This is a genomic window from Singulisphaera rosea, assembly GCF_054877945.1.
Genome location: NZ_JBTYIP020000009.1, coordinates 300581 through 322968, shown reverse-complemented (window position 1 = coordinate 322968; position 22388 = coordinate 300581). Strand labels below are relative to the sequence as shown.

The window sequence follows — 22388 nt, the reverse complement described above, 5'->3', positions numbered from 1 at the left end:
CAGCCGGGATCTGATCGTGATCGATTGACCGGCGGGGGCGGGGGCGGGGCGTAGACGTCCCAGAGCGGCTAACGTGCGGCTGGTGCAGGGCACGACGTGTCGCTCGACCCGAGAGCGGAGGCGGAAAGGGGGACTGGCTCCGCAGCGAAGCGCAGGTGCCTGTCCCCGTTTCCGCCGCAGCGGACGGCGACGGCCCGGAAAATGGGGACAGGCACCCGGCCTCGGAGTTGACCCGTGAGGGGCCCAGCCTGACCCGGCCGGGAGCCCGTCCCCGTTCTCCTCCGACGTGCGCAACGCGTGCGTGAACCGCTCTAGGCGATGATCTCACGAGCCACCTGCCCTTCGACGTCGGTCAGCCGGAAATCACGCCCCGCGTAGCGATACGTCAGCCGCTCATGATTCAGCCCCAGGAGGTGGAGGATCGTCGCGTGGAGGTCGTGGACGTGCATCTTGCGCTCGACGGCGAAGAATCCGTAATCGTCGGTCGCGCCGTAGTGGAATCCCCCCTTAACCCCCCCGCCTGCGAGCCACATCGTGAAGCCGTCGGGGTTGTGGTCCCGCCCATCGCGACCGCTTTCGGCCGTGGGGGTCCGGCCGAACTCTCCTCCCCAGAGGATCAGGGTGTCGTCGAGGAGTCCGCGTGCTTTGAGGTCTTTCAACAGGGCCGCGATCGGTTGATCCACTTCGCGCGCGTTCTTCGCGTGGGCCTTCCGAAGGTTGCTGTGCTGGTCCCACTGCACTTCGGCGTCGTTGTGGGTGACCTGCACGAAGCGGACGCCCCTCTCGGTGAAACGTCGGGCGAGGAGGCACTGGCGGCCGAAATTCGCCGTGACCGGGTCGTCGAGGCCATAGGCCTGGAGGGTGGCCTTCGACTCCCTCGAGAGATCCTCGATCTCCGGCATCTCGGCCTGCATCCGGAAGGCCAGCTCGAATGATTCCAGCCGCCCTTCGAGGGCCGCGTCGGGCCCCTCGTGAGCGAGCTGGTCGCGATTCATCTCCGCGAGCAGGTCGAGCTGGAGCCGCTGGAGGTCGGCGGGGGTCTGCTTGTTCTTGATGTAGCTGACCCGGGCCTTCTCCGCCGGGATGCTGGCGTTGCCGAGCGGGGTCCCCTGGTAGGGCGCAGGCAGGAAGGCCGAGCCCCAATTCTTCACGCCGCCGAACGCGAGCGTCGGGCAGATGGTGATGAATCCGGGGAGGTTGTCATTCTCGGTGCCCAGGCCATAGGTTACCCAGGAACCCATGCTGGGCCGGACGAAGTTGTCGCTCCCCGTGTGGAGCTTGAGTACGGCCCCACCGTGCGCCGCGTTCGTGCCGTACACCGAGTGGAGGAAGCAAATATCGTCCACGCAGCCGGACAGGTGGGGGAAGAGTTCACTGACCCAGCTCCCGCTCTCGCCGTACTGGCGGAATTGCCAGGGAGAGGCCAGCAACGTGCTCGTCCCGTTGAACTGGACCCTCGGCTTGGCGAACGGGAACGGCTTGCCGTCGTCGCGCTGGAGGAGCGGCTTGTAGTCGAACGTGTCGACCTGGGAGGGCCCTCCGCTCATGAACAGGAAGATGATCCGCTTGGCCTTGGGGGCGAAATGCGGGAGGCGAGGCATCAGGGGATTGGGGGTCGACGCCACCGACGCCGTCGCCGAGGATTCTCCGCCGAGCATCGCGGCCATCGCCAGGGAGCCGAAGCCCAACGCGGAGTCCTTGAGCATGCGGCGGCGGGAGGGGCGTCGCTGTGGGGAACGATCCATGGGTCCGGGCCTCCCTCTTAACGAATATAAATGAACTCATTCGCCGCCACGATGGCCTGGCAGTAGGATTGCCACGCGAGGAACCTCCGCTTCGCGGCGTCCTCCTCATGGCGGGCGGCGGCCTGCGTATATTTCCCGAGGAACGCGAGTGCCCGGGAGATCTCGACGTCCGAGGGCGGTCGACCGTATGCTTCCTCGAAGAGGAGCCGGATTCGTCCGCCGTCGTCGGGAGATTGGTCGAGCAGCCGCCGGGCCATCGTCCCGGCCGCCTCATTGACCAGGTCGCTGTTCATCATGAACAGGGATTGAAGCGCAACGGTCGTCGTCGACCGATGGCCGTTCATCGACGTCGGCTCGGAGAAGTCGAAGAGCTGGAAGACGTCGTAGACGTTGTTGCGGATCACCGGCAGATAGACCGATCGCCGTCGGGAATCGTAACGGGTCTTGTCGATGGACGTGTGGTCGAAAAGATACTCGCGATTCTTCACGTGCAGTACGCCCCCCCCTTGGCGGAGGTCCAGCGAGTGGCTGACGGCGAGGAGTGCGTCGCGGATCGCCTCGGCCTCGAGCCTGCGAGGCGTCCAGCCCCCGTGGAGCCGGTTCTCGGGATCGACCTGCGAGGCCTTGGGATCCCGGTCGGTGCCCATCCGATACGTGCTCGAGAGCATGATCAGGCGATGGAGCCCCTTGGTCGACCATCCCCCCTCGACGAATCGCCGGGCGAGCCAGTCGAGCAGCTTGGAGTGGACGGGCCGGTCGCCGATCGTGCCGAAATTATCGGGGGTGAGGACGAGCCCCTCTCCGAAATGCCAGCGCCAAATGCGGTTGACCATGACCCGGGCGGTGAGGGGATGGTCCCCGTCGACGAGCCAACGGGCCAGCTCGAGCCTCCCGCTCCGATCCTTGCCGATGGGTGGCGACGCGCTCGTTGAAAGGAGGGCTGGGAATCGTCTCGCGACGGTCGCCCCGGGCGTCAGGGGGTTGCCCCGGATGAGGACCGGGGTATCCGCGACGGTCCCCTCCTCGACGCCGAGCGCCGAGGGGATCTCGGGCGCGGCCTTCTCCAACTCGGCCAGGGCGTCACGTCGCTTCTTCAACTCGGCCTTGGTTGCGTCGGGGTAGGACGCCTCGGGCTCCGCCGGCAGCTTGTAATCCTTGCCCCCCGCGGCCGTCAATCGCTCGTTGGCCTCGCGGATGAATGCGTCGATCGACTCCTTCTGCTTCGTGACCATCCCCTCGTGTTCGGTCAGCTTCGCCCGCTCCTGCTCCGAGGCGAGCGAGTGCTCGTGCCACTTCGCGAGCTTCTTGAGCGAGTCCATCGTCTTCGTGCTCTGGAAGATCCCCGCGAGCGCGTAATAGTCGGCAGTGGAGATGGGGTCGAACTTGTGGTCGTGACAGCGGGCACACCCGAGGGTCAACCCCATGAACGTGCGGCTGACCGTGTCGAGCTGCTCGTCGACGATGTCCATCACCATCTTCTTCTCGTCGACCTCGGCCAGGGACTTCGGCCCGAGGGAGAGAAAGCCCGTGGCGATCCAACGTCGATGGACCTCGGCTTGCGGCCCTTGCGCGGGGAGCAGGTCGCCGGCCAGTTGCTCGATCAGGAATTCGTCGTAGGGCCGATCCGCGTTGAGGGCGGCGATCACGTAGTCGCGATAGCGCCAGGCATTCCCGTATGCCGTGTTCTCGTCCAGGCCGTTGGAGTCCGCGTAGCGCGCCACGTCGAGCCAGTGCCTCCCCCAACGCTGGCCGTAGTGGGGAGACGCGAGCAGTCGGTCGACCACCTTGGCGAACGCCTCTTCTGAATCGTCAGCGAGGAAGGCGTCGATCTCCTCCGGCGTCGGTGGGAGCCCGATCAGGTCGAACGTGGCCCTGCGGATCAATGTGCGTTTGTCGGCTTCCGGCGCGGGCTTCAAGCCCGAGCCTTCCAGCTTCTCCAGGATGAAGCGATCGAGCGGCGATCGCGACCACGTCTTGTCCTCGACCTCGGGGACGGCGGGGTCGGAAACCGCCCGGAACGACCAGAGGTCTCCGGCGGCAGACTTCTTCGACGGGTTGCCCCCGGCGCCGTCGCCCCGCGGATCGGGGGCTCCCATCGCGATCCACCGGGTCAGGAGTGCGACCTCGCGGTCGCCGAGCTTCCCCTTCGGCGGCATCTGCAACGAGCCTTCCTTGTAGCGGACCGCTTCGATCAGGAGGCTTTGATCGGGCTCGCCGGGCTTGATCGAGGGACCAAGGTCCCCTCCCTTCTGCCAGCCGACTTTGCTGTCGAGCCGCAAACCCCCGCGAATCTTCTTCGCGCCCTCGGAATGGCAGGAGTAGCAGTGCTCGACCAGGATCGGGCGGATATTTTTCTCGAAGAACATCGCCCCTTCGCCGGAGGCCTCGTCCTCGAGAGCTTTCGCCGATCCCGCATGGAAGAGCAGCGCGAGGGCCACCATCGCTCGGGCGGGAATCGCGGGCATTCTGTCTCGCAAGATGAGCCAAATCCGAAAGTGATTCATGTCAATCGCCTCGGTGCAGGCGGATCCGAATTGGCCCGGGTTGTTTTGACACTCCTCGCGGACCTCCACCGGACCCTCACCGCGTGAGGATTTCACCACAAGGGCACAAAGGACACAAAGAGGAGGAACCTGGGAACCAATCCTCCTCCGACCTACTTTGGGGTGTCCTTTGTGTTCTTTGTGCCCTTGTGGTGAAGCCTTCTTCCGGTTCGGAACTGGTGGAGATCCGCGAGGGGTGTCGTTGTTTTGCTCGACTGTTTGTGGACTCTAGAGAGCGGCTATCCATCGGTGAGTGGATAATTAAAAGTGTTCGACTGCTCCTTCACCTCGGCGTCGAGGCCGGAGGCCGCGGGGGATTCGTATTTGGCGGGGATCAGCCGCTTGGCCTTCTGAAAGACCTTGCCGAGGTCCTTCTTGGATGGGAGGGTTCCGCCCTGTTTCTTCGAGGTTGTCTGGATCGAAGAAAAGTCCGCCTCTCTGGCGATGATCGACACGCGGTATTTCCCAGGCAGTGCGCCATCGCCAGGGGTCTGGGTCGTGAGACTGTATTCGCCCCCTTGGATGTCGCCGCTGGCCCCTCGGCCCTCGGGCGTCAGGGCCTGGAAGTTGATGGTCCCCTTCTCCAGCGGCGCCCCCTTGTAGGTGACGGTGCCGCGAACCGGGTATCGCGTGCCGATCCCTTCGTCCCCACCGCAACCCCAGCAAAACACCAGGCCGGCAGTCAAGGCGAGGGCGTCGAATGACCGGTACGGAAGCGATCGTCCCATCAGTGTACTCATCCCTTGTCATCCGTCGTTTGAAAGGCGAGCGATCCGCCCCCAGGAGTCGGGGACTCCCGGGGGGCCCAGGAATTGGACAGGATCTCGGGTCGTATCAGAAGGCGTCGGCGCTGATCACTTCGCCGCCGGCCCGGCTCCCCAGGGCGCAGAAGATGGGCATCGAGATGCTGGCCTTCAGGAATTTGACCGAGCCGTCACACATCAGGAAGTTCGCGCCACCGGGATGTCGGCTCCGGAAACCCTCGGCCGCGGCGCTGAATCGGCACCCCGGCTGATTCCCGCCTTCCCAGATGGCCGGGTTGCAGCCCGGGGCGTTCGGGGCGATCGAATTCGAGTCGAAATTGATGGGGATCGTGGTGCCGGCGGTCGCCCCGTTATTGACGTAGAAGGAGAGGTTGGCCCGCTTCTGCGGGAGCGACTCGCCGACGAAGATGGTGTTGCTCGTGCCGTCGGTGATGCCCTGGATCGCCACGATCTGCGAGTAGGCATAGTCGAACATCCCGCGGAGCGATCCTCCGCCATTGGTCCATGTCGGCGGAGGCCCGATGGGCGTGCCCCAGTAGCCGAAATAGCCGATGCGTGACTGGCCCGGTGCGAGGTTGTCGCCGGGGTAGGTCTCCCAGGGAAGGCCGCCGTTCAAGGGCCCGCCGGCGTAGTTATCGCCCCAGCTCCCCACGTAGTTGGTCACGCCGACCACGGGGGTCGGCTGGCCCGTCTTGGGGTCGATGGGAGTGGACTGGTCGGCCTGGGTGAACTGGCCGAGTCCGGTCGCGTACGAGCCGAGCGGGAGGCGGCCGTTGCCGTTGTCGCCGTCCGAGGGGCAGAGCCAGGCATTCGGGATCGTCACCCAGACCGTGTACCAGGCTCCTTTGTCGAAATGGTTTGCGGGGCTCGTGGGGTTGAGGGAGAAGTTGAAGTTGTTGAACATGGTCCCCCCCTCCATCTGGGGGAGGATCATCGCACGCCAAGGGAGGCAGTTGTCATTGACGTTGTTGCTGTCATTCCTCGTCGAACCCCCGAGTGGGAAGGTGAGGTTCGTGTCGTGGTAGTTGTGCAGCGCCAGGCCGATCTGCTTCATGTTGTTGGTGCATTGGATCCGCCGCGCGGCCTCGCGCGCCGACTGCACGGCCGGGAGGAGCAAGGCGATGAGGACGGCGATGATCGCGATGACGACCAGGAGCTCGATCAGCGTGAATCCGCGTCGAGCCGATGAATGCCGCGTGAGAGGCATGGGGGAGTCCTCGATGGATTGTTGTGAATAAGTGTGGATGTAATGGCTCGATGCCTTTCCTTCGGGCTCGAACCGGGCGGGCCGTTTCCGGGGACCTAACAACGGGGCGGTAAAATCAGGTCGATACGGCTCGGAGGGGATCCGGCCACGTTCGATTTCGCCGGCGCTTTCAGGATCACGGACTCGGTCGCCTGAATCGCATCGCCGCGGAGATCATTCCCAGGATCGGACGTCTCAAGGAATGGAGCGAGAGGGGGAGGCCTCTCCCGATTGTCAGGTGGAGCACGGACCGCTCGAGGTTCGCGGTGGGCTCATCCGAAGAAACAGCGAACGGAAGGACCCTTCGCATTGAGCCCGTTCCGGACGTTCTGTCCGGAAGATTCGGGGCCTGGCCGGGCTCGCGAAGGCGTCCGCTCGCTCGAGGCCACGACGCAACGGAGTGTTCTTGAATCCCGCCGGCGTCGAATGCTGGATCGACTTTGCTCCAGAAAGGTCGAGCTTGCAAGTCTTGTACTGGTTAAAACTTTGCAATAGATCATTTTCAAAACCTTAAACTTGGAGGGCCGCGATGGCGGACAAGCCCCAACGGTTCAAGGAATTCAACCTGACCCAACTGAGAATTTTCTGCGAATTCTTGCAGCAGAAGTCGTTCGCCGACACGGCCCGGACGATGAACCTCTCGCACTCGGGCGTCTGGCAACAGGTCAGGGCGTTGGAGCGCAAGTTCGGCGTCAGCCTCCTGCAGCGCCACGGACGGGCCTGGAGCCCGACCGAGGACGGCCAGGCCCTCTTCGATCTGATCTCGGACCTGCTCCGGAGCGTCGATTCGCTCGAGGAGGTCTTCCGCCAGCTCCGCGGCGACATCCCCCGCGAGCTTCGCGTGATCGCCACCCCCGGATCGACCGCCGGGGAGCTGATCGGCCCGATTACCGAGATCAAACGCAGTCACCCCTCGACCAAGGTCTGCGTCTCGCTGGGGGCCTCGCTCGAGCAGACGGAGAAGGATCTCCTTTCGGGGGCCGCCGACCTGGCGGTCGTCACGGGGAGCCTGGTCGGCAATAAACAACGTTCGTCCCTGGAAATGATCGTCCTGTCCCAGCGCCCGTCGAATGTGCTCGTCCCCACCCGCCATCCCCTCACGCGGCGGACTTCGATAACCCTCGCGGATCTCGTCGAGGAACCCTTGATCATGCCCCCTTCCATGTTCCTTTGGCGCCAGAAATGTGATGATGTGTTCCGCGTGGCCGGGTTGATCGATCGCCTCAAGGTCACGATCGAGGTCAGCCTGTTCCAGGCGATCGAGGAATTCGTGAGGAGAAAGCTCGGCATCGGCCTGACCGCCCTCGTCCCGGATTGGAAGCCGGGGCCCGGGGTCGTCAAGATCCCGGTCGGGCATCTCATCCCACCCGATCAGTTGTACTTGCTCCGCCGTCGGGGCAAACCCCGGCCGCAAGCTCAATTGCTGGAAGACTTGCTCCTCGAATCCAGCAGGTCCGCCCGGGTGTCATGAACGGTCGTCATCTGCGGATCGTCTTCTGTCACCCTTTCTTTCTTAGCCCGATGTCGGGTCGGTGAAAAAATCGAGTTTCGGCACCGGGGCTAAGAAACCTGCCGTCCGTGCGTTGAAGGGATGTTCGGGAATTCGTCCCCTCTGCGAGCGAGCCGAATGCCAGGCCAAGCGAAGTCCTCCGACAATGGGCCGTGGGTCCGCGCCGCCGTCGCCCGATTCGAGGCGTCGTTGACGCTGTACGCGGCCAAGCTCCTGGGCGACGCCGACGCGGCGCGTGACGTCGTGCAAGAGACCTTCCTCCGCCTCTGCGGCCAGGATCGCGAGACGATCGATCCAAGGCTGGCGGAGTGGCTCTTCACGGTCTGCCGCAACCGGGCGCTCGACGTGTTGAGGAAGGAGAGTCGCATGTCTCGGTTGAGCGATGAACAGGTCCATCGGCGTCCGAGTGCCGACCCGGACCCCGCCGACGTCGTCGAGCGCCGCGAGTCGGCCACGAGGATCCTCGACCTCCTCGAAACCCTGCCGGCCGGACAGCGGGAAGTCATCCGGCTCAAGTTCCAGAACGGGTTCTCCTACCAGGAGATCAGCCGGATCAGCGGCTACAGCGTGACCAACGTCGGCTACCTGCTGCACGTCGGGTTGAAGTCGATCCGCCACCAACTGCTCGACGGCCGGCCCGCCGAAGCCACCTCGTGAATCGAAGAAGGAGACCCCTCATGACTTTCGACGCCAGTGACCCCCGGCTGACCGCCTTCGCGCTGGGCGAGCTCGTCGGCGCCGAGCGAGACGAGGTCGAATCCTTGCTCGCCGACCATCCCGAGGCGCGTCGGTTCGTCGAAGAGATCCGCGAGACCGCCCAGCTCCTCACCGAGTCGCTCGGGAGCGAGCTGAGTCCCGGCCTCGCCCCCGAACACCGCAAGGTGATCGAGTTCGAACTGACCCCCCAACACGCCCCGAAGTCCTCACGCATCCCCCGCTGGGTCGGCTATGCCGCCGCGGCCAGCCTCTTCTTCGTGGCGGCGCTCGCCTTGCAGAGTTCTCACAAGTTCCGCACCCAGCGCACCGAACTGGCCTTCGCCCCCGCCCCGGTCGCACCCATTCGGTCGATGCCATCGACGGAATTCCGTCGGGAACAGATCGCGTCCGAATCGGCATCCGAATCCAAGGCCGTCTCCGATTTCGATGCCCGTCGAGAATCCCGGTCGCTGGCCGCCAGGACGGACCCCAAGTCGGTGTTTCAACCCGTGGGGAACCCGGCGACATCTGCCGTCGATGGGTTGCCGGAATTGGCTGCTGGCGACAAACGCGTGCTGCCGGAGTCGCCGGCTGCGGCACCCGCGCCGGCCGAAATGGAGGCTCTGAATCGGCTGGCGAAGGAGTCGAAATCCGGGGACCTCGATCAGAACTCATCCGACGCGAAAGACCGGAACGCCCAGCTCTCGGACTTGCCGTATACCTACGCCCAGGGAAACGGTGCGGCTCCTCCCCCCGCGGCTCCCGACGCCCTGGCATCCGCTCCCGCTCACTACACGGTGACCGATGGATCGGTGAGCATGAATCGTGGCGGCCCTGACTCCGCCGCCCGTTCGGAGCAGGCACCCAAGCCAGGATTTACCGTCCCGGCGTTGACGCCCACCCTCGGGCCGCAAGGGAATCCTTCTCCTGGCAAGAGCGAATTGGCCCTGGGCCGTGGGGAATCTCGCCAGAGGCTCTTAGATGCCAGCGCCGCTCAGGGACAGGCGGGGCAGAAGTCGATGATGGGCGGCAGGGCGATGATGGGGCAGAGTCAAGGCCAGGGCCAGGGTCAGGGCCAGGGCAAGCACCAGGGTCAGGGGCAAAACCCGGGAGCCATGGGCGGAGCGAATTCCACTCAACTCGCGCTCCTTCCGGCCGACGCCCAAATCGCCAGGAGGATGAAAGTCGACCGCTTTGGCCTCGAGCCCCAGACTCGCGAAGGCTTGGTCCCAGGCCAACAACTCTTCATCCAAGGCCAAGCGGCCCTTGTCGAGGGGCAGGGGGGAGAGGTCTTCACGCCGATCGTCGATAATGTGTTCATCCCCGTGGTCCAGGAACCGCTGTCGACCTTCTCGATCGACGTCGACACGGCGAGCTACGCCAACGTCCGCCGGTACTTGAACCAGGGACAATTACCCCCGAAGGACGCGGTGCGGATCGAGGAGCTCCTGAACTACTTCCCCTACGACGACCCGTCCCCCGCGGAGGCCGGGCCTGAACCGTTCTCGGTCCGCGTCGAGGCGGCCGGCTGCCCCTGGGATGCCGGACACCGGCTCGTCCGTATCGGCTTGAAGGGCCGGCCGATCGCCCAGGACAAGCGCCCGCCGAGCAACCTCGTCTTCCTGCTCGACGTGTCGGGATCGATGGATCAGCCGAACAAGCTCCCCCTGGTGAAGTCGTCGCTCCAACGCATGGTGGAGCAGCTCGGCGAGAACGACCGCGTGGCGATCGTCGTCTACGCCGGGGCTTCGGGCCTGGCGTTACGCTCGACCTCGTGTGCCCACAAGGCGGAGATCCTCTCGGCCATCGAGCAGCTCCACGCGGGTGGTTCGACGAACGGTGCGTCGGGGATCCAGCTCGCGTATGACACGGCGACCGCCCACTTCATCAAGGGGGGGACGAACCGGGTCATCCTCGCCACCGACGGCGACTTCAACGTCGGCATCACCGACGACGAGGCGTTGACCCAACTCATCGAGGCGAAGGCCAAGAGCGGGGTCTTCCTGAGCGTGCTCGGCTTCGGCATGGGCAACCTCAAGGACGGCAAGCTCGAGAAGCTCGCCGACAAGGGGAACGGCCACTACGCCTACATCGACTCCTCCCGCGAGGCCCACAAGCAGTTGATCGAGGAGATGGGTTCGACCCTGGTGACGATCGCGAAGGACGTGAAGATCCAGGTGGAGTTCAACCCGGCGAAGGTCGGGGCCTACCGGCTCATCGGCTACGAGAACCGGCTCCTGAACAGGCAGGACTTCAACGACGACAAGAAGGACGCGGGCGAGATCGGCGCGGGGCACCACGTGACCGCCCTCTACGAGGTCGTGCCCACCGGCCAACCGAACGGCCAGGCCGGGGTCGACGCCCTCGAATTCCAGAAGGCCCCGGCCCCCGAACCTTCGGACCGGAAAGAAACGCTCGTGGTCAAGCTCCGCTACAAGGAGCCCGACGGCGACGTGAGCAAGCTCCTGCGGCACCCCCTCGTCGACGAGGGGGCCGACTACGCCCACGCCTCCGACGACCTCAAGTTCGCCTCGACCGTCGCGGGCTTCGGGATGCTCCTGCGCAGTTCCCCCTACAAGGGAACCCTGACCTACGCCCGCCTGCTCGAGCTCGCCGGCGCGTGCGTGGGCAAGGACCCCTCGGGATACCGCTCCGAGTTCGTCGACCTCGTCCGCAAGGCCCAGCAGATCGCCCGATGAACGGCCCGCCATTCCCGCCCGATTCCGATTCCTCGGGGATCCCACATCCCCGAAAGAATGCAAGCCCAGACCATCGGTCTTGCATGAGGATGGCTTGACAGTGGATTAAATAAGGATGTCGATGGCTGGGGAGGATTCGCGCGGTCTTTCATTTCGGCTCGGAATGGCGTCATGATGCGAGGCGGCCCGGGGAATCAAGCTCCTGGCCGCCTCGCATCATTGGGGTCATTCGGTATTAGGTTCATTCAGTTCGTTGAAATCCTTCGGTGTTAGGTTTGCTGGTGCAAGAGGCATTACCCTTTATTTTCCGCTAATGCCGTGGTACGCTTCGATTTGCGAATCGATACAAACGATTTCGTGTGATGTGATCCATTATCAATCCTCGATGGTGGAGGACTTCCATGGATCGCGACCAAACGGTCGAGAAGCTGGTGCATGAATGGCAATCTCTGCAAGAACGCGGAGAGGCTGTCACCATCGAGCAGCTTTGCGCCAGCTCTCCCGACGTGGCGCCTGAGGTTGAGAAAAAGATCCGGGCTGTCGCGTCGATGGCGGCGTTCCTTGATCTCGATTCTCGACTGGATGCACGGCACTCGCCTCCGACGATGAGCCATCGAGCCGAGAACACGGCCACGATAGACGTGCCGGTTGATCTCGAACGCCGAGAGCTATGGCACGAACGATACAAGATCGGCACCAAGCTGGGCGAAGGAGGGATGGGCGTTGTCTACCGCGCCCGCGACAGCCGGAATGGCCGTGATGTGGCCCTGAAACTCTTGAAGGGAACGTTGACCGGGACGGCCCGTCGTCGATTCGAGCGTGAGTTTCGTTCGCTCGCCGCACTAAGGCATCCTCACTGCCTCAGCGTCTACGACTACGGGGAACTCGACGGTGGTCCGTTTTTTACGATGGAGCTCTTCCTGGGACGCCCGATCACGAGCCTGACCGGCAAGAGCGTCGCGGAAGTCTTGGAACCGCTCCTCCAGTTGACCCACGCTCTCGACTATATCCACGCGCATGGAGTCGTCCACCGCGACGTCAAGCCGTCGAATATCCTTGTCCGGCCCTCCGCCCGTGACGATGGATCGTCCTACTTCGAGACCAGGCTGATGGATTTTGGCCTGGCGAAGTATTGCGGGGTGAAGTCGTCGCTGTCGGCCGAGGCAGGATTTGTGGGGACGGTCGCGTATTGCGCTCCCGAGCAGCTCAACCTCGACGAACTCGACCATCGGGCCGATCTTTTTTGCCTGGGATTGGTCAGTTACGAACTGCTGAGCGGTCGGTATCCCTTCCCTGAAGCACGCCTCAGCGGCATGAGGCCCTTGATGCAGGCTTTGCTCAATGACAAGCCAAGGCCCTTGAGTGAGGTCAATCCCGAGGTTCCCCGGCCGATCGCCGATGCGGTGATGAAATACCTTCGAAAGCAACCCCGCCGTCGTCCCGATTCGACTTCGTTGCTCCGCAACGCGATCACCGAGTATCTCGGCCTTGCCGATCAAGCCGCGCTCTCCATGACGACATTCACCCCGACGAGGCCGATGCTCTCGGTCACGGGCTTCGTCTGCCGGGCGAGCGAACAGGAGATTCTCGATGATGTGCTGCGTCAGTGCTTGACCTCCCAGCGGCAGGCGTCCAACCACGTTCCCTCGCTCGTCCTCGTCAGCGGCGAGCCGGGGATCGGCAAGAGCAGTGTGGTGCAGGAAGCGGAACGCATTGCCCGAGGCCATGGCTGTCAGGTTTACGAAGGACGTTGCTTCGATGGCAACCTCTCCCCGTTCCAACCCTTCGTGGAAATCCTTCGCCAGCTTCTCGCCGATTTGAGGCTACAGGAACGCCGAGAAGCGGTGGCCGTCGTCGACGATGATCTCACGGGAACCCTTGCGGTCGGCCTTCCGTTGGAGTCGATGACTCGCTTACTTTCAATCGTCGGCAACTACAGCGGCGAGCTGCTCCGAATCGCTCCGGAGTTGCGAAAGTACCTGCCGGGCGAGGCCTTCCAGCAAGTCGACTATCGCCGGGAGGCCGACTATATCTACCGTGCCCTGTCGGCGTTCTTCATCGAGATCGCCGCGATTCAGCCAATCTGCCTGAGTTTCGAAGATCTGCAGTGGGCCGACAAAAGCTCGCTCGACCTTCTCAGGCACCTGAGCGCTGCGATCTCCGATTGCCGTCGGTCCTCCTCCGTCAGCGCGGTATCGCCTCCTCGACTGATCATCGTCGCCTCGGCTCGATCCGGATACGCGCATCTCGAAACGTTCATGGTCCAGCCCCGTGAGCATCGTCAACTGCTGGAGATTCGGCTGGTCCCACTCGTCGAGAGTGAGACGCGAGAGTTGATCGCATTGCGACTGAATTGTCAGCCCGACGAACTGGCCGACGATCTCGTCGTGCGGGTGCATGCGTTGTGCGGCGGGAATCCGTTCTTCGTCGCCGAAACGATCCGAGAGTGGTATGAGAAGGAGGCAATCACGCGGAGCAATGCCGTTTGGATCCTCTCGACAGAAGCGGCCGATACTTCGGACCTACCCGAGACCGTGCGGGATGTGATGCGGCTCAGGCTGCAAGGCCTCGAATTGAAGACCCAGCAGGTCGTGGCAGCGGCCACAGTGATCGGCGCCGTGGTCGATATCGATTTACTGAGGGATGTGCTCCGGGATTTCAGCGAGTCTGACGTTCTTGATGCGATCGACACCCTTCTTCCGCGTCGCGTGTTCCGCGAAACCGGCAACGCCGGACGAGTTGAATTCGTGCACGATCTGCTTCGCGAGATGAGCTACGCCGACCTCTCCGCACCGCGACGACGAAGCTTGCACCGGAGGGTCGCCGAATTGCTCGAAAGCCGGCGGGCGAGCGGACAGTATGTCGCTCCCGCGGTGCTGGCGGATCACTTCCGCAACGCGGAGGACCAACCCAAGGCCGTGGCCTACTCGATCGAGGCGGCCGAAGTCGCCATGAGTGCTTACGCCTTTAACAACGTGCTCACCCAGCTCCATTTAGCATTCGAGCTCCTCCCTCGCCGGGCCGACCACTCGATTCTCTACCACATCTGGGAGATGCGCGGGACCGCTTACGGTGCATTAGGGCGTCCTGACGTCGCGATCCAAGCCCATCAAGAGGCCCTGAAGTACGCCGGAAATCGCATCGAAAGGGCGATCTCTCACGAATGTATCGGCGAAATGTATCACCACAAAGGTGAGAGAGTGGAAGCCGCCCATTCACTCGACCTAGCCTTGAGAGAGCTGGGTTACCCGCGTCCGCGGAATGCCGTCGCCGCCGTCGCAGATATTATGAGGACGGGTTTCTGTTTCCACCTACTTCCCGCGGGATTTCGACTTCGGCGGGCGGATGCCGACCGGGATCGTCGCCTGTCCGTCGCCTGCATGACTTACAGCCGTCTCTTCCAGATCCTCGGGATGACGAATGTCTTCTGGTATATCCACGGATGTTATCGATTCGCCTATTTTGCAAGCCAGACCAACGATCCGGATTTGCACCACTACGCTTACACGAAATTTAGCGTCAATTGCGGCATGTTCTCGTTGGCCTCGCTGTCGAATCATTACATTAAACTCGCACGGAAGGCATCGGCGTTGTGCAAGGGCTCGCACATCACGGCCGTGGCCAGGGCTCACGTCGGATGCGCACATTACTTTTCCGGTCGCCTGCAAGAGGCGGCGACCGACCTCAGCCTCGCCACGGTGACGCTTGACAAGGTCGGCGACTGGTTCGGAATCTTCTCCCACCACGTCCTTCGCCACATCCACACCATCCACGCCGACACGGCTGCGGAGCTGGCCGAGGCGGAATGGGAGGTGGCGGTCAGCACGAACCGCGGCGATGAAGAAACGATCGCCTGGGGGCAATACGGTAAGGCACTATCGTTCGCCAGGACGGGGAGATCGGAGGAGGCCGTGGACCTCGCCACGATCGCCTCGGCCAGCCTCGTCGCTCGTGGCAGTGCCAATACCATCGGAATTGCCTACTCCGTGCTCAGCTTTGCACGTCTTCAGGCGTCCGACTATGCCGGTGCTCGCGAGGCCGCCGAACGTTCGAGGAGCGCGAGCGTCCGGGCCTTCTGCGTCTTCGAGTTCGTCGGGCTCACCTTTCCGTTGCTGGTAGAGAGCCTGCTCGGCCCCCATTGGGCCGACTCGAAGGGCGGCCCGAGCAGGTCGAACGCCCGAAAGGCATGGCGTGAGAGTTACGTCGCTCGCTTCATCGGCTGGCGTTATCCGAATTACCATCCCCATGCCTTGCGCGTGACCGGCCGAGCGGCCCGGGCTCTCGGCAAAACCAAGAAGTCGGCTCGATACTTCGAGCGAGCGATCACCGCGGCGGAGAGGCTGGGAGCCCCCTATGACCAGGCGCGGGCCTTGATCGACGCCGCTTGTGTGATTCCCGACAAGGCCGACGAGTATCGTCGAAGAGGGCAAATGATCCTCGACGAGATCGGGGCCGTCGTCCCTGAAGCGGAGTGGCTGACCGCTCCACTCGTCGGACCCAATATCGGCCTTCAATAACGACGTTTCTCTCCGCCCTCCACCGAGCCCTCAGCGGGCGAATTCCTCTCCTCAAAAGCACCATGGCCCTCAGGGGAGAAGGCGCGAGAGGAAGAATCCCCCTCGGACCTCCTCCCGAAGTCCGTTGTGCCTTTGGGGTGAGCATGCAACCTGAGTCAACCGGCCTGGGATTCGTAAACTTCGGCGAAGATATTATCAATAACTATCACTAGAAAGCACTTCGCCGTCACGGATCGAATTCAGTCCGATCCAGATCTGCTCGTTGATCGTGTCTTTGACAAACCGTACCGAACCGTCGCCAAACCCAGCGTTTACCCCTCCAGGGTGGCGACTTCTTGACCCGGCGTAGAAGTCGTAGAATGGAAACGGGACCGTGATGCAAGGCAGCTTTCGGCCCGATTCGTTCACGCAAAATCCTTCGCCAAGCCGGTCACCGCCGCTGAGCGGGGGATCGACCACTCCGTAGTAGTCATTCAGGCCGTTCGGCGTAAAGCGGCTCATGAAGACACCGGACAAGGTCCAGACCGCCCCTCTCGCATCGTTTTCCGATCCCTGGATCACCTCGCCGGTGAAGATTGTCGAGTTCGTCCCGTCGGTGATTCCTGAGAGTCGCACGGCCTGATGGCCGAAAGCCGCGGGCCGAAAAACAGCCGGTTGGTTCCGGGTCGCGCCGCCGCCTGCCGAGTTGAATTGGCTCCAGACGGTGTTCCCCCAGCTCGCGACGTAGTTGCCCCTGGCGGCGACGATGACTCTCCCATTGGTCGGCCAGGTGACTCGGAGATCGCGGACGGAATCGCTGGGGCATTGAAAGGCCGAGACCTTGGTCAGGAACACGGTCGAATTGACCGCGAATCCCAAAGGCATCCCCGTGCTGTCGGGCAAACCTTCGAGTCCGACATCGAAGTTGAAGGCGTTGTAGGCCGCGGCTTGTTCGAGTTGGGGCAGGAGTTGGGTGAACCAGTTGGTGTTCTGAGGTCCCATGAAGAAACCCGGAAACGCGTATCCGGGGACCGGTTTCCAGACGCGCCCCACGGGTAGCGATCCATGAGTGGACTCGTACGTATGGATCGCGAGGCCGAGTTGCTTCAGGTTATTCGTGCACTGAATGCGACGCGCCGCCTCGCGTGCGGCTTGCACCGCCGGCAGCAGGAGCGCGATCAGCACGGCAATGATCGCGATCACCACCAGGAGCTCGATGAGGGTGAAACCGGATCGTCGTTCAAGCATTGTCCTGCTCGCTCCGGAAAAGGTCCCTTTCGCCCTGACTCTTCGCACGATTCGCATCCTTGGGCGTAGCCCGTCGTTTCCTCGTCGGTTTTGGAGGCTCTGCGAAACCTCCGGTCATGTGATCTGGTAAGCGAGAGCCGCGCCACGGAGCGGACATTGGGTTCCTTGAAATGACAAGGAACCGCTCGAAATGGCTGCGACTGCTGACTTTCCGTACCACGTCTACGCCGAGTTGCCAGACGTATGTGAGGAACGACGTTCAGGACGTGGAGGTGACCGCGGCATCGGTGAAGCACAAGACATCGCGGACCACATCGTCCGCGTCAATATTTGACGCGAATCAAGACGATACTAAAAAGTTAAAATTCGATTCGAGAGGCGATGAACTTCGAAATGAATTCCTGGCGCTCGGCCGTTGGTGCGTTCTCTTGGCCTGAAGCGGGATGAGAGAGGATTGGCCGGGTCGCAGCGCAGCGACGCCCCTGGACCGCGGGACGTCGAGGATCCCGGGGCGACGCTGCGCTGCGACCCGGCCGCCCTGATCTCACGGTCCTCGCGCACCATCCGGCGGGCGATGGGAATTAATTGACGGTGTCCGAATTCATTGAGGCATGTAACTGCACCAACGCCGTCTCCCACCATCGGCGGACGGTCCGCACGTCGACCTGGAACAACTCGGCCACTTGGGCCTGCGTCCAGCCATGATAGAAAACGAGCCCAACGACCTCACGTTCGCGTACCGGTAACCGCTCCACCTCTTCGTGGAAGCGACCCCACCGTTTCAAGTCCTCCGACTCGGCGTCCGGCGCGGGCGGATCGACGCCTCGGCGTCCGTCCTCGCTCCGAGGATGTACGCTTTCGTGGTTCGCCCCCTCACCGAGCGGGCCGTAGAAGTGTCGGGCGAGATCGAGCAACTCACGCCGCATCTGTTCCGCGGCCAGGCCGAAGAACGCGCGGGTCGAGTCCGGCTGCACGGTCTCCAAGGAACGCATCAGCCTCATTAGGGCATTCTGGAGGACGTCCTCGGCCTCCACCCATCGACCGACCCTGCGGTCCCGGCCGACCATCTTCCGGACCAGCCGTTCCAGACGGTCCTGGAAACCGCGAATTAGCTCGTTGCGTGCAGAAGGGTCGCCAGCCTGGATGCGGGCCACCCATCGAATCAACTGGGTTGTTTGGGCGACGGGATCGACCAAAGCTCCTGCTCCGAGGCTTGGCTCACAGTGGGTGTCGATTTCGGTCTTATTAATCTCGAGCACGTCGCCGTGGCAGAGGTGATTGTACCCGATTCATTCGGGGATCAAGTGACGCCGACGGGCTTCGGCCAGGAGCTCGGCATCCGACACGCCTGAGAGAACAACCTCGACCAGGTCGCCGACCATCCTGGTGAATTCCCGATCCTCTCGCGACTTTTTTTCTTTTCCGAGGCGATTCGATTCCTCGAGCGTGCATGGGCGAGCGGCCCAGGTGCGGAACGTGGCTCGGGAGCACTTCCGGCAGGAGCTCAGCGGTTCCCCATCGTCCAGAACGAAATCACGGTAGATGACGTCATCATCCGTGATCTCGAGGATCTCACGGGCGAAGAGGCTGTTCTTGTTCGTGTAGATGCCACCGACCTCGATTTCGACTCCCACCTTCGGCAGTCTCCAAGGGGAACGTGTAAGGGGGTCGTCTTACAACACAAACATCACGACATCATCCGAATCGTTCGATGGAATCGTCGCCTCGTGTCGAGCGGCGAGATTGGCCTTCCGGTTCCGTCGGCCTCGTTCTGTCGAGGGCGGATTTCTCGATCGTCCTCAGGGCTCGCCGACGATGACATGCAGCCGCGCCGTTCCCTGGGAGCCGCGGCGGTCGGTCCGTTCGACGCGGATGAGGTAGTGGCCAGGTTTGGCGAACCGGTGGGTCGTGACGGCGTAGCCGTCCTTGGCATGGATGTCGACGGTGCCGTCGGAGTGGGCTGGCTCGGGCGGTGAGCCGTCGCCGAAGTCCCAGGTTTCGTGGCCGTCGGTGGTGCGGAAGGTCCGGACCTTGAAGGTCACGGGGTCGCCGGGCTTGATCCCCTGGGTCGGGAAGAACGAGGCGTGGACGGTCGGGGGGATCTCGTCGGGGCGGGTGCGGTCGAGCGCCTGGACGATGGCGAAGTCATAGTCGACGTGGCCCTGGCGGTCGGTGACCTTGAGGATTTCGCTGTAAGATCCGGGGCGATCATAGACTCGCTCGACCTTCGGGCCGAGGGCGGTCGTGCCGTCGCTGAAGGTCCACTCGAAGGAGGCGATCGCGTTGCCCGGGCGGGCCCATGACTTGGAGCCGTCGAGCGTGACGGGATCGCGGGTCCAGGTCAGCCGGTGTGGGCGGGCGACGGCGATGAACTCGGGTTTCTGCTCGCGCAGGGCGGTCTCCCAGAGGAAGGCATAGCCTTCCTCGGTCCCCCAACGGCCGGAGGGCTGTCGGCTCTTGATCTCGAAGTGGAGGTGGGTCCAGCCTCCGCTGCCCCCTTCTTTGCCCAGGACGCCGATCGTCTGGCCCATCGACACTGTGGTGCCCGGAGTAATGGCCGGGTCGATCGAGGCCATGTGGCTGTATCGATAGAACCAGCCGCGGTCGTCGAGGAGGTAGACGACGTCGTAACGGGGCTGAATCGGTGTGGACGTGAGGTCCAAGCCCGGCAGGTTTTTCCCGCCGGCGCTGACGACGATGCCGTCGGTTGCGGCGACGACGTCGACCATCCCCTCGGCGCCGCCGATGTCGAGGCCGCTGTGGTAGTAGATCGACTTGAGCGAGGGTTTTTCGCCGCCATCCACATAAGTCGGCTCATTGGCCATCTGGGTGGAGCTTGCGAACCAGCGTTGGCGGGCGGGATAGGTGAAGGTCGCAGGGTCGATCCACGACTTGCCTGCCGGCCAGAGGCGGATACGGGCGTCCTTGACGAGTCCCCAATGGTCGATGGTGCTGTTCGCGTTGTAGTCGCGAGTGATGGGGCAGTCGGCCTGGACGCCGGCGACGGTTACGGGGAGGTTGTAATTGCCCGAGGGGAGGGTGATTGGCGTTCCGTTAACCTCAACCTTCACCGTCGCCTCTCGTACGGCGCCTCGGATTGGGTCGACCTGAGTCTGGACATCGATAAGCGTGACGGTGGCCGGCTTGCCGTCGGGCAGGGTGACCGTCTGGGATTCGCCACGGTTCAGGTCGATGGTACGTAGAGGAGACGCGAGGCGTGGCGTCGGGGGTTCGATGACCAGGCTTAGACGCCCCTCGGGGTGTTTCGCGAAGGCGTCGGCCGCGACTTGGTAGGCCGGCACGACCTGATTTTCCGCCAGGATCCGCCCCGCGGGGTCGGTCGGTGCGATGATCGTCAGGGACCGGCCCGCGACCAGGGCTGCGAGGTCGGGGAGGTCGTACACCGCCAGGACCCCGGGCACGGCGCCCGCGAGTTGGTTGTAGGAGTTCGGTGACTTGGCGACATCGGCCCACGTGGCCACCATGTCTCGGAGAGTGGTGGCGACGACCTTCGATTCCAGGGCGGCCGCGTGGAGGGCGACCAGGCTGCCGGGGCCCTTCGCATCGACGCGGACCGTCTCCCCGTTCGGGGTCAGCGTGGCGATGGCCGAGAGCAGGTCCTCCACTCGCTGGCCGAGCAGTGGGCGGTTCAGGTGAAGCGAAAGGAAGGCCTCCTTCACGTCGAGACCCGCGGGGTTCGAGGGGGGGCCGACCGAAGCTGCCGTCTCGCCCATCCCTCGAAGATGAACGAAGACGAGACGGTGACCCGCCTTCAACAGGGATTCGTTCTGTCGAAGAGATTCGCCCGGATCGTCGTACCCGACCAAAACCGTTGGCGTTCGGCTGTTCTCGTTGGAGACGGTGGGGATGCAGTCGAGCACGGGGATGAGGATACCTGGCTCGGTCTCGTAGACGAGCTTGCGGACCGTGTAGCCGACATGCTTGGCTTCCCCGCGAACCTCGACCCGGGCCGGAGCCATCGAGTCGCGCACGTGGATGACTCTGCGAACCGCGCGTCGCAGGTCCTCGGCGCTTTGTTCGGACAGACGGTCTGACCGAAGCTCGGCCAGTTCTACTGCACGTCTAAGGTTCAGGTCGAAAACCGATTGACGTTCGACACGTTTCTCGAGCAGGTCGCTCAAGACCTGGCCGGTCTTCGTGCATTGGAGTTCGGCATCGGTGGCGATGGGGAAGTCGGTCTCGATCGTTGCGTCGTTCTTGTCGAGGAGCCAGCGGCGGAGCCAACGCGTGGCGGCTTCCCGTCGGGGCCTGGTGAACCCGTGGGGCTCGTCGGACTCGAACAGGTCGATGTTCTCGCCATAGCCGAGCCGGCCGAAGGCCAGTTTGAGCTCGCGGAAGGTCTGCCAACTCCCGTCGATGTCGAAGAAGTCTTGCGTGCCGACCGCGAGGAGCGTGGGCTTGGGGGCCCGGAGGAGGGCGTAGTCGGCGTGGTCCATGCCGAAGGCGACCTGCCCGGTGATGTTCTGCTCGGCGTCCTGGGGGCCGATCGTGGCGAAGAGGCGTTCGAGCGAGGTGATGTAGCACGACGGGGCCGCGACGGCGATCCGGTCGTCGAGCGCCATCAGGTACGCGGTCAGGGTCCCGCCCCCCGAGTTTCCGGTGCAGCCGAGGCGCTTGGGATCGACCTCAGGGCGGCTGGCGAGGTAGTCGAGGCTGCGGATCCCGTCCCAGATCCGGTAACTGGCCAGGCTTCGGCCGACGAGCAGCGAGCCGATGCCGGCGATGGTGTGCTCGGTGGTGCTGCCCTTGAACGCGGGCTTGCCGTCGCGGTCGAGCCACTGGGCCCGTTCCCCCTGGCCGATCGGGTCGTAGCAGAGGGCCGCCATGCCGTTCTTGGCCAGGAGGATGCAGATCCTCTGATAGGTCTCACCCGCCTTGCCATTGGCGCTGTGCCCGCAGGGGACGAGCACGCCGGGGAACGGGCCGGGGCCGTCGGGGATGTAGAAGGCGGCGGTGACGTGGTGATGCGGACGGCTCTCATAGATCAGGCGCTCGACCGAATACCCGTCGCGCCGATCCTTGCCGACGACCCGAGCGTTCAGCGGCGTCTTATCGGGCAGGTCGCCGAGCGCCTCGAGGAACTTCCCGCGGATCTCGACCTGGCGCTGGCGAATCGCTTCGGGAGTCTTCAGTGCGGCGACCGCCTTGCCCCTCGCCCGCAATAACTCCCGCGCCTGCACTTCGAGGGCCCGATAAAGCATCCTCCGCGGAGATTCCTCCGGACGGAGGACCGTTAGATCCTCCCCCTCCCCCCTCGCACCATTCGCCGCCCACATCATGTACGCGGCAAGGATCATCCGGAGCCAAGAACGCATCCGGCGAGCGTCAAGCCTCATGGGTTTCAACTCCCGATGATCACAAGCTCCGATTCATCCTTCTCCAATTCAATTCGATATCATTATCCGTGTTCCATCCGTGTT

General features: G+C 63.6%; 12 protein-coding genes. 4 read left to right on the top strand and 8 right to left on the bottom strand.

Annotated elements, in window-relative coordinates:
- Positions 1–311: 311 nt before the first annotated feature.
- The 4 genes from ACYOEI_RS17990 to ACYOEI_RS17975 all read right to left on the bottom strand — a co-directional run bounded on the left by ACYOEI_RS17990 (position 312) and on the right by ACYOEI_RS17975 (position 6259).
- Positions 312–1745, bottom strand: coding sequence for a DUF1501 domain-containing protein (locus tag ACYOEI_RS17990; protein WP_462850924.1), 1434 nt, complete (start codon positions 1743–1745; stop codon positions 312–314).
- 17 nt (positions 1746–1762) lie between these two features.
- Positions 1763–4210 (bottom strand): DUF1549 domain-containing protein, encoded by a 2448-nt coding sequence (locus tag ACYOEI_RS17985; RefSeq protein WP_462850923.1) that lies wholly within the window; start codon positions 4208–4210, stop codon positions 1763–1765.
- A gap of 317 nt (positions 4211–4527) precedes the next feature.
- Positions 4528–5028 (bottom strand): hypothetical protein, encoded by a 501-nt coding sequence (locus ACYOEI_RS17980; protein ID WP_462850922.1) that lies wholly within the window; start codon positions 5026–5028, stop codon positions 4528–4530.
- Positions 5029–5122: 94 nt separating this feature from the next.
- Positions 5123–6259: a DUF1559 family PulG-like putative transporter gene (locus tag ACYOEI_RS17975; RefSeq protein ID WP_462850921.1), complete on the bottom strand. Its 1137-nt coding sequence runs from the start codon at positions 6257–6259 to the stop codon at positions 5123–5125.
- Positions 6260–6827: 568 nt separating this feature from the next.
- Here ACYOEI_RS17975 and ACYOEI_RS17970 point away from each other — a divergent pair.
- The 4 genes from ACYOEI_RS17970 to ACYOEI_RS17955 all read left to right on the top strand — a co-directional run bounded on the left by ACYOEI_RS17970 (position 6828) and on the right by ACYOEI_RS17955 (position 15720).
- The gene (locus tag ACYOEI_RS17970; RefSeq protein ID WP_462850920.1) at positions 6828–7769 is read left to right on the top strand and encodes a LysR family transcriptional regulator; all 942 of its coding nucleotides are present in this window, start codon (positions 6828–6830) and stop codon (positions 7767–7769) included.
- A gap of 156 nt (positions 7770–7925) precedes the next feature.
- Complete coding sequence (locus tag ACYOEI_RS17965; RefSeq protein ID WP_462850919.1) at positions 7926–8465, top strand: RNA polymerase sigma factor; 540 nt, start codon at positions 7926–7928, stop codon at positions 8463–8465.
- A gap of 20 nt (positions 8466–8485) precedes the next feature.
- Positions 8486–11203: a YfbK domain-containing protein gene (locus ACYOEI_RS17960; RefSeq protein WP_462850918.1), complete on the top strand. Its 2718-nt coding sequence runs from the start codon at positions 8486–8488 to the stop codon at positions 11201–11203.
- Between the two features lie 401 nt (positions 11204–11604).
- Entirely contained in the window at positions 11605–15720 is a 4116-nt protein-coding gene (locus tag ACYOEI_RS17955) for an ATP-binding protein (protein ID WP_462850917.1), read from the top strand.
- Positions 15721–15915: 195 nt separating this feature from the next.
- On the opposite strand, the gene ACYOEI_RS17950 is transcribed toward ACYOEI_RS17955, so the two are convergent.
- The 4 genes from ACYOEI_RS17950 to ACYOEI_RS17935 form a co-directional block, all read right to left on the bottom strand.
- The gene (locus ACYOEI_RS17950; protein ID WP_462850916.1) at positions 15916–16947 is read right to left on the bottom strand and encodes a DUF1559 family PulG-like putative transporter; all 1032 of its coding nucleotides are present in this window, start codon (positions 16945–16947) and stop codon (positions 15916–15918) included.
- A 581-nt stretch (positions 16948–17528) separates the two neighbouring features.
- Positions 17529–18143 carry an RNA polymerase sigma factor gene (locus ACYOEI_RS17945; protein WP_462850915.1) on the bottom strand — a complete coding sequence of 205 codons (615 nt, stop codon included), beginning with the start codon at positions 18141–18143 and terminating at the stop codon, positions 17529–17531.
- 93 nt (positions 18144–18236) lie between these two features.
- A complete protein-coding gene (locus ACYOEI_RS17940; RefSeq protein WP_462850914.1) occupies positions 18237–18581 on the bottom strand; it encodes a hypothetical protein in 345 nt (114 codons plus the stop codon).
- A 165-nt stretch (positions 18582–18746) separates the two neighbouring features.
- Positions 18747–22169 (bottom strand): PKD domain-containing protein, encoded by a 3423-nt coding sequence (locus tag ACYOEI_RS17935; RefSeq protein WP_462850913.1) that lies wholly within the window; start codon positions 22167–22169, stop codon positions 18747–18749.
- Positions 22170–22388 lie beyond the last annotated feature (219 nt).

Excerpts from the sequence above, each read along its gene's own strand:
- ACYOEI_RS17985 (WP_462850923.1), bottom strand. The coding sequence starts at position 4,210 with ATGCCCGCGATTCCCGCCCGAGCGATGGTGGCCCTCGCGCTGCTCTTC.
- ACYOEI_RS17970 (WP_462850920.1), top strand. The coding sequence starts at position 6,828 with ATGGCGGACAAGCCCCAACGGTTCAAGGAATTCAACCTGACCCAACTG.
- ACYOEI_RS17960 (WP_462850918.1), top strand. The coding sequence starts at position 8,486 with ATGACTTTCGACGCCAGTGACCCCCGGCTGACCGCCTTCGCGCTGGGC.
- ACYOEI_RS17980 (WP_462850922.1), bottom strand. The coding sequence starts at position 5,028 with ATGAGTACACTGATGGGACGATCGCTTCCGTACCGGTCATTCGACGCC.
- ACYOEI_RS17990 (WP_462850924.1), bottom strand. The coding sequence starts at position 1,745 with ATGGATCGTTCCCCACAGCGACGCCCCTCCCGCCGCCGCATGCTCAAG.
- ACYOEI_RS17950 (WP_462850916.1), bottom strand. The coding sequence starts at position 16,947 with ATGCTTGAACGACGATCCGGTTTCACCCTCATCGAGCTCCTGGTGGTG.
- ACYOEI_RS17975 (WP_462850921.1), bottom strand. The coding sequence starts at position 6,259 with ATGCCTCTCACGCGGCATTCATCGGCTCGACGCGGATTCACGCTGATC.
- ACYOEI_RS17965 (WP_462850919.1), top strand. The coding sequence starts at position 7,926 with ATGCCAGGCCAAGCGAAGTCCTCCGACAATGGGCCGTGGGTCCGCGCC.
- ACYOEI_RS17955 (WP_462850917.1), top strand. The coding sequence starts at position 11,605 with ATGGATCGCGACCAAACGGTCGAGAAGCTGGTGCATGAATGGCAATCT.
- ACYOEI_RS17935 (WP_462850913.1), bottom strand. The coding sequence starts at position 22,169 with ATGCTTTATCGGGCCCTCGAAGTGCAGGCGCGGGAGTTATTGCGGGCG.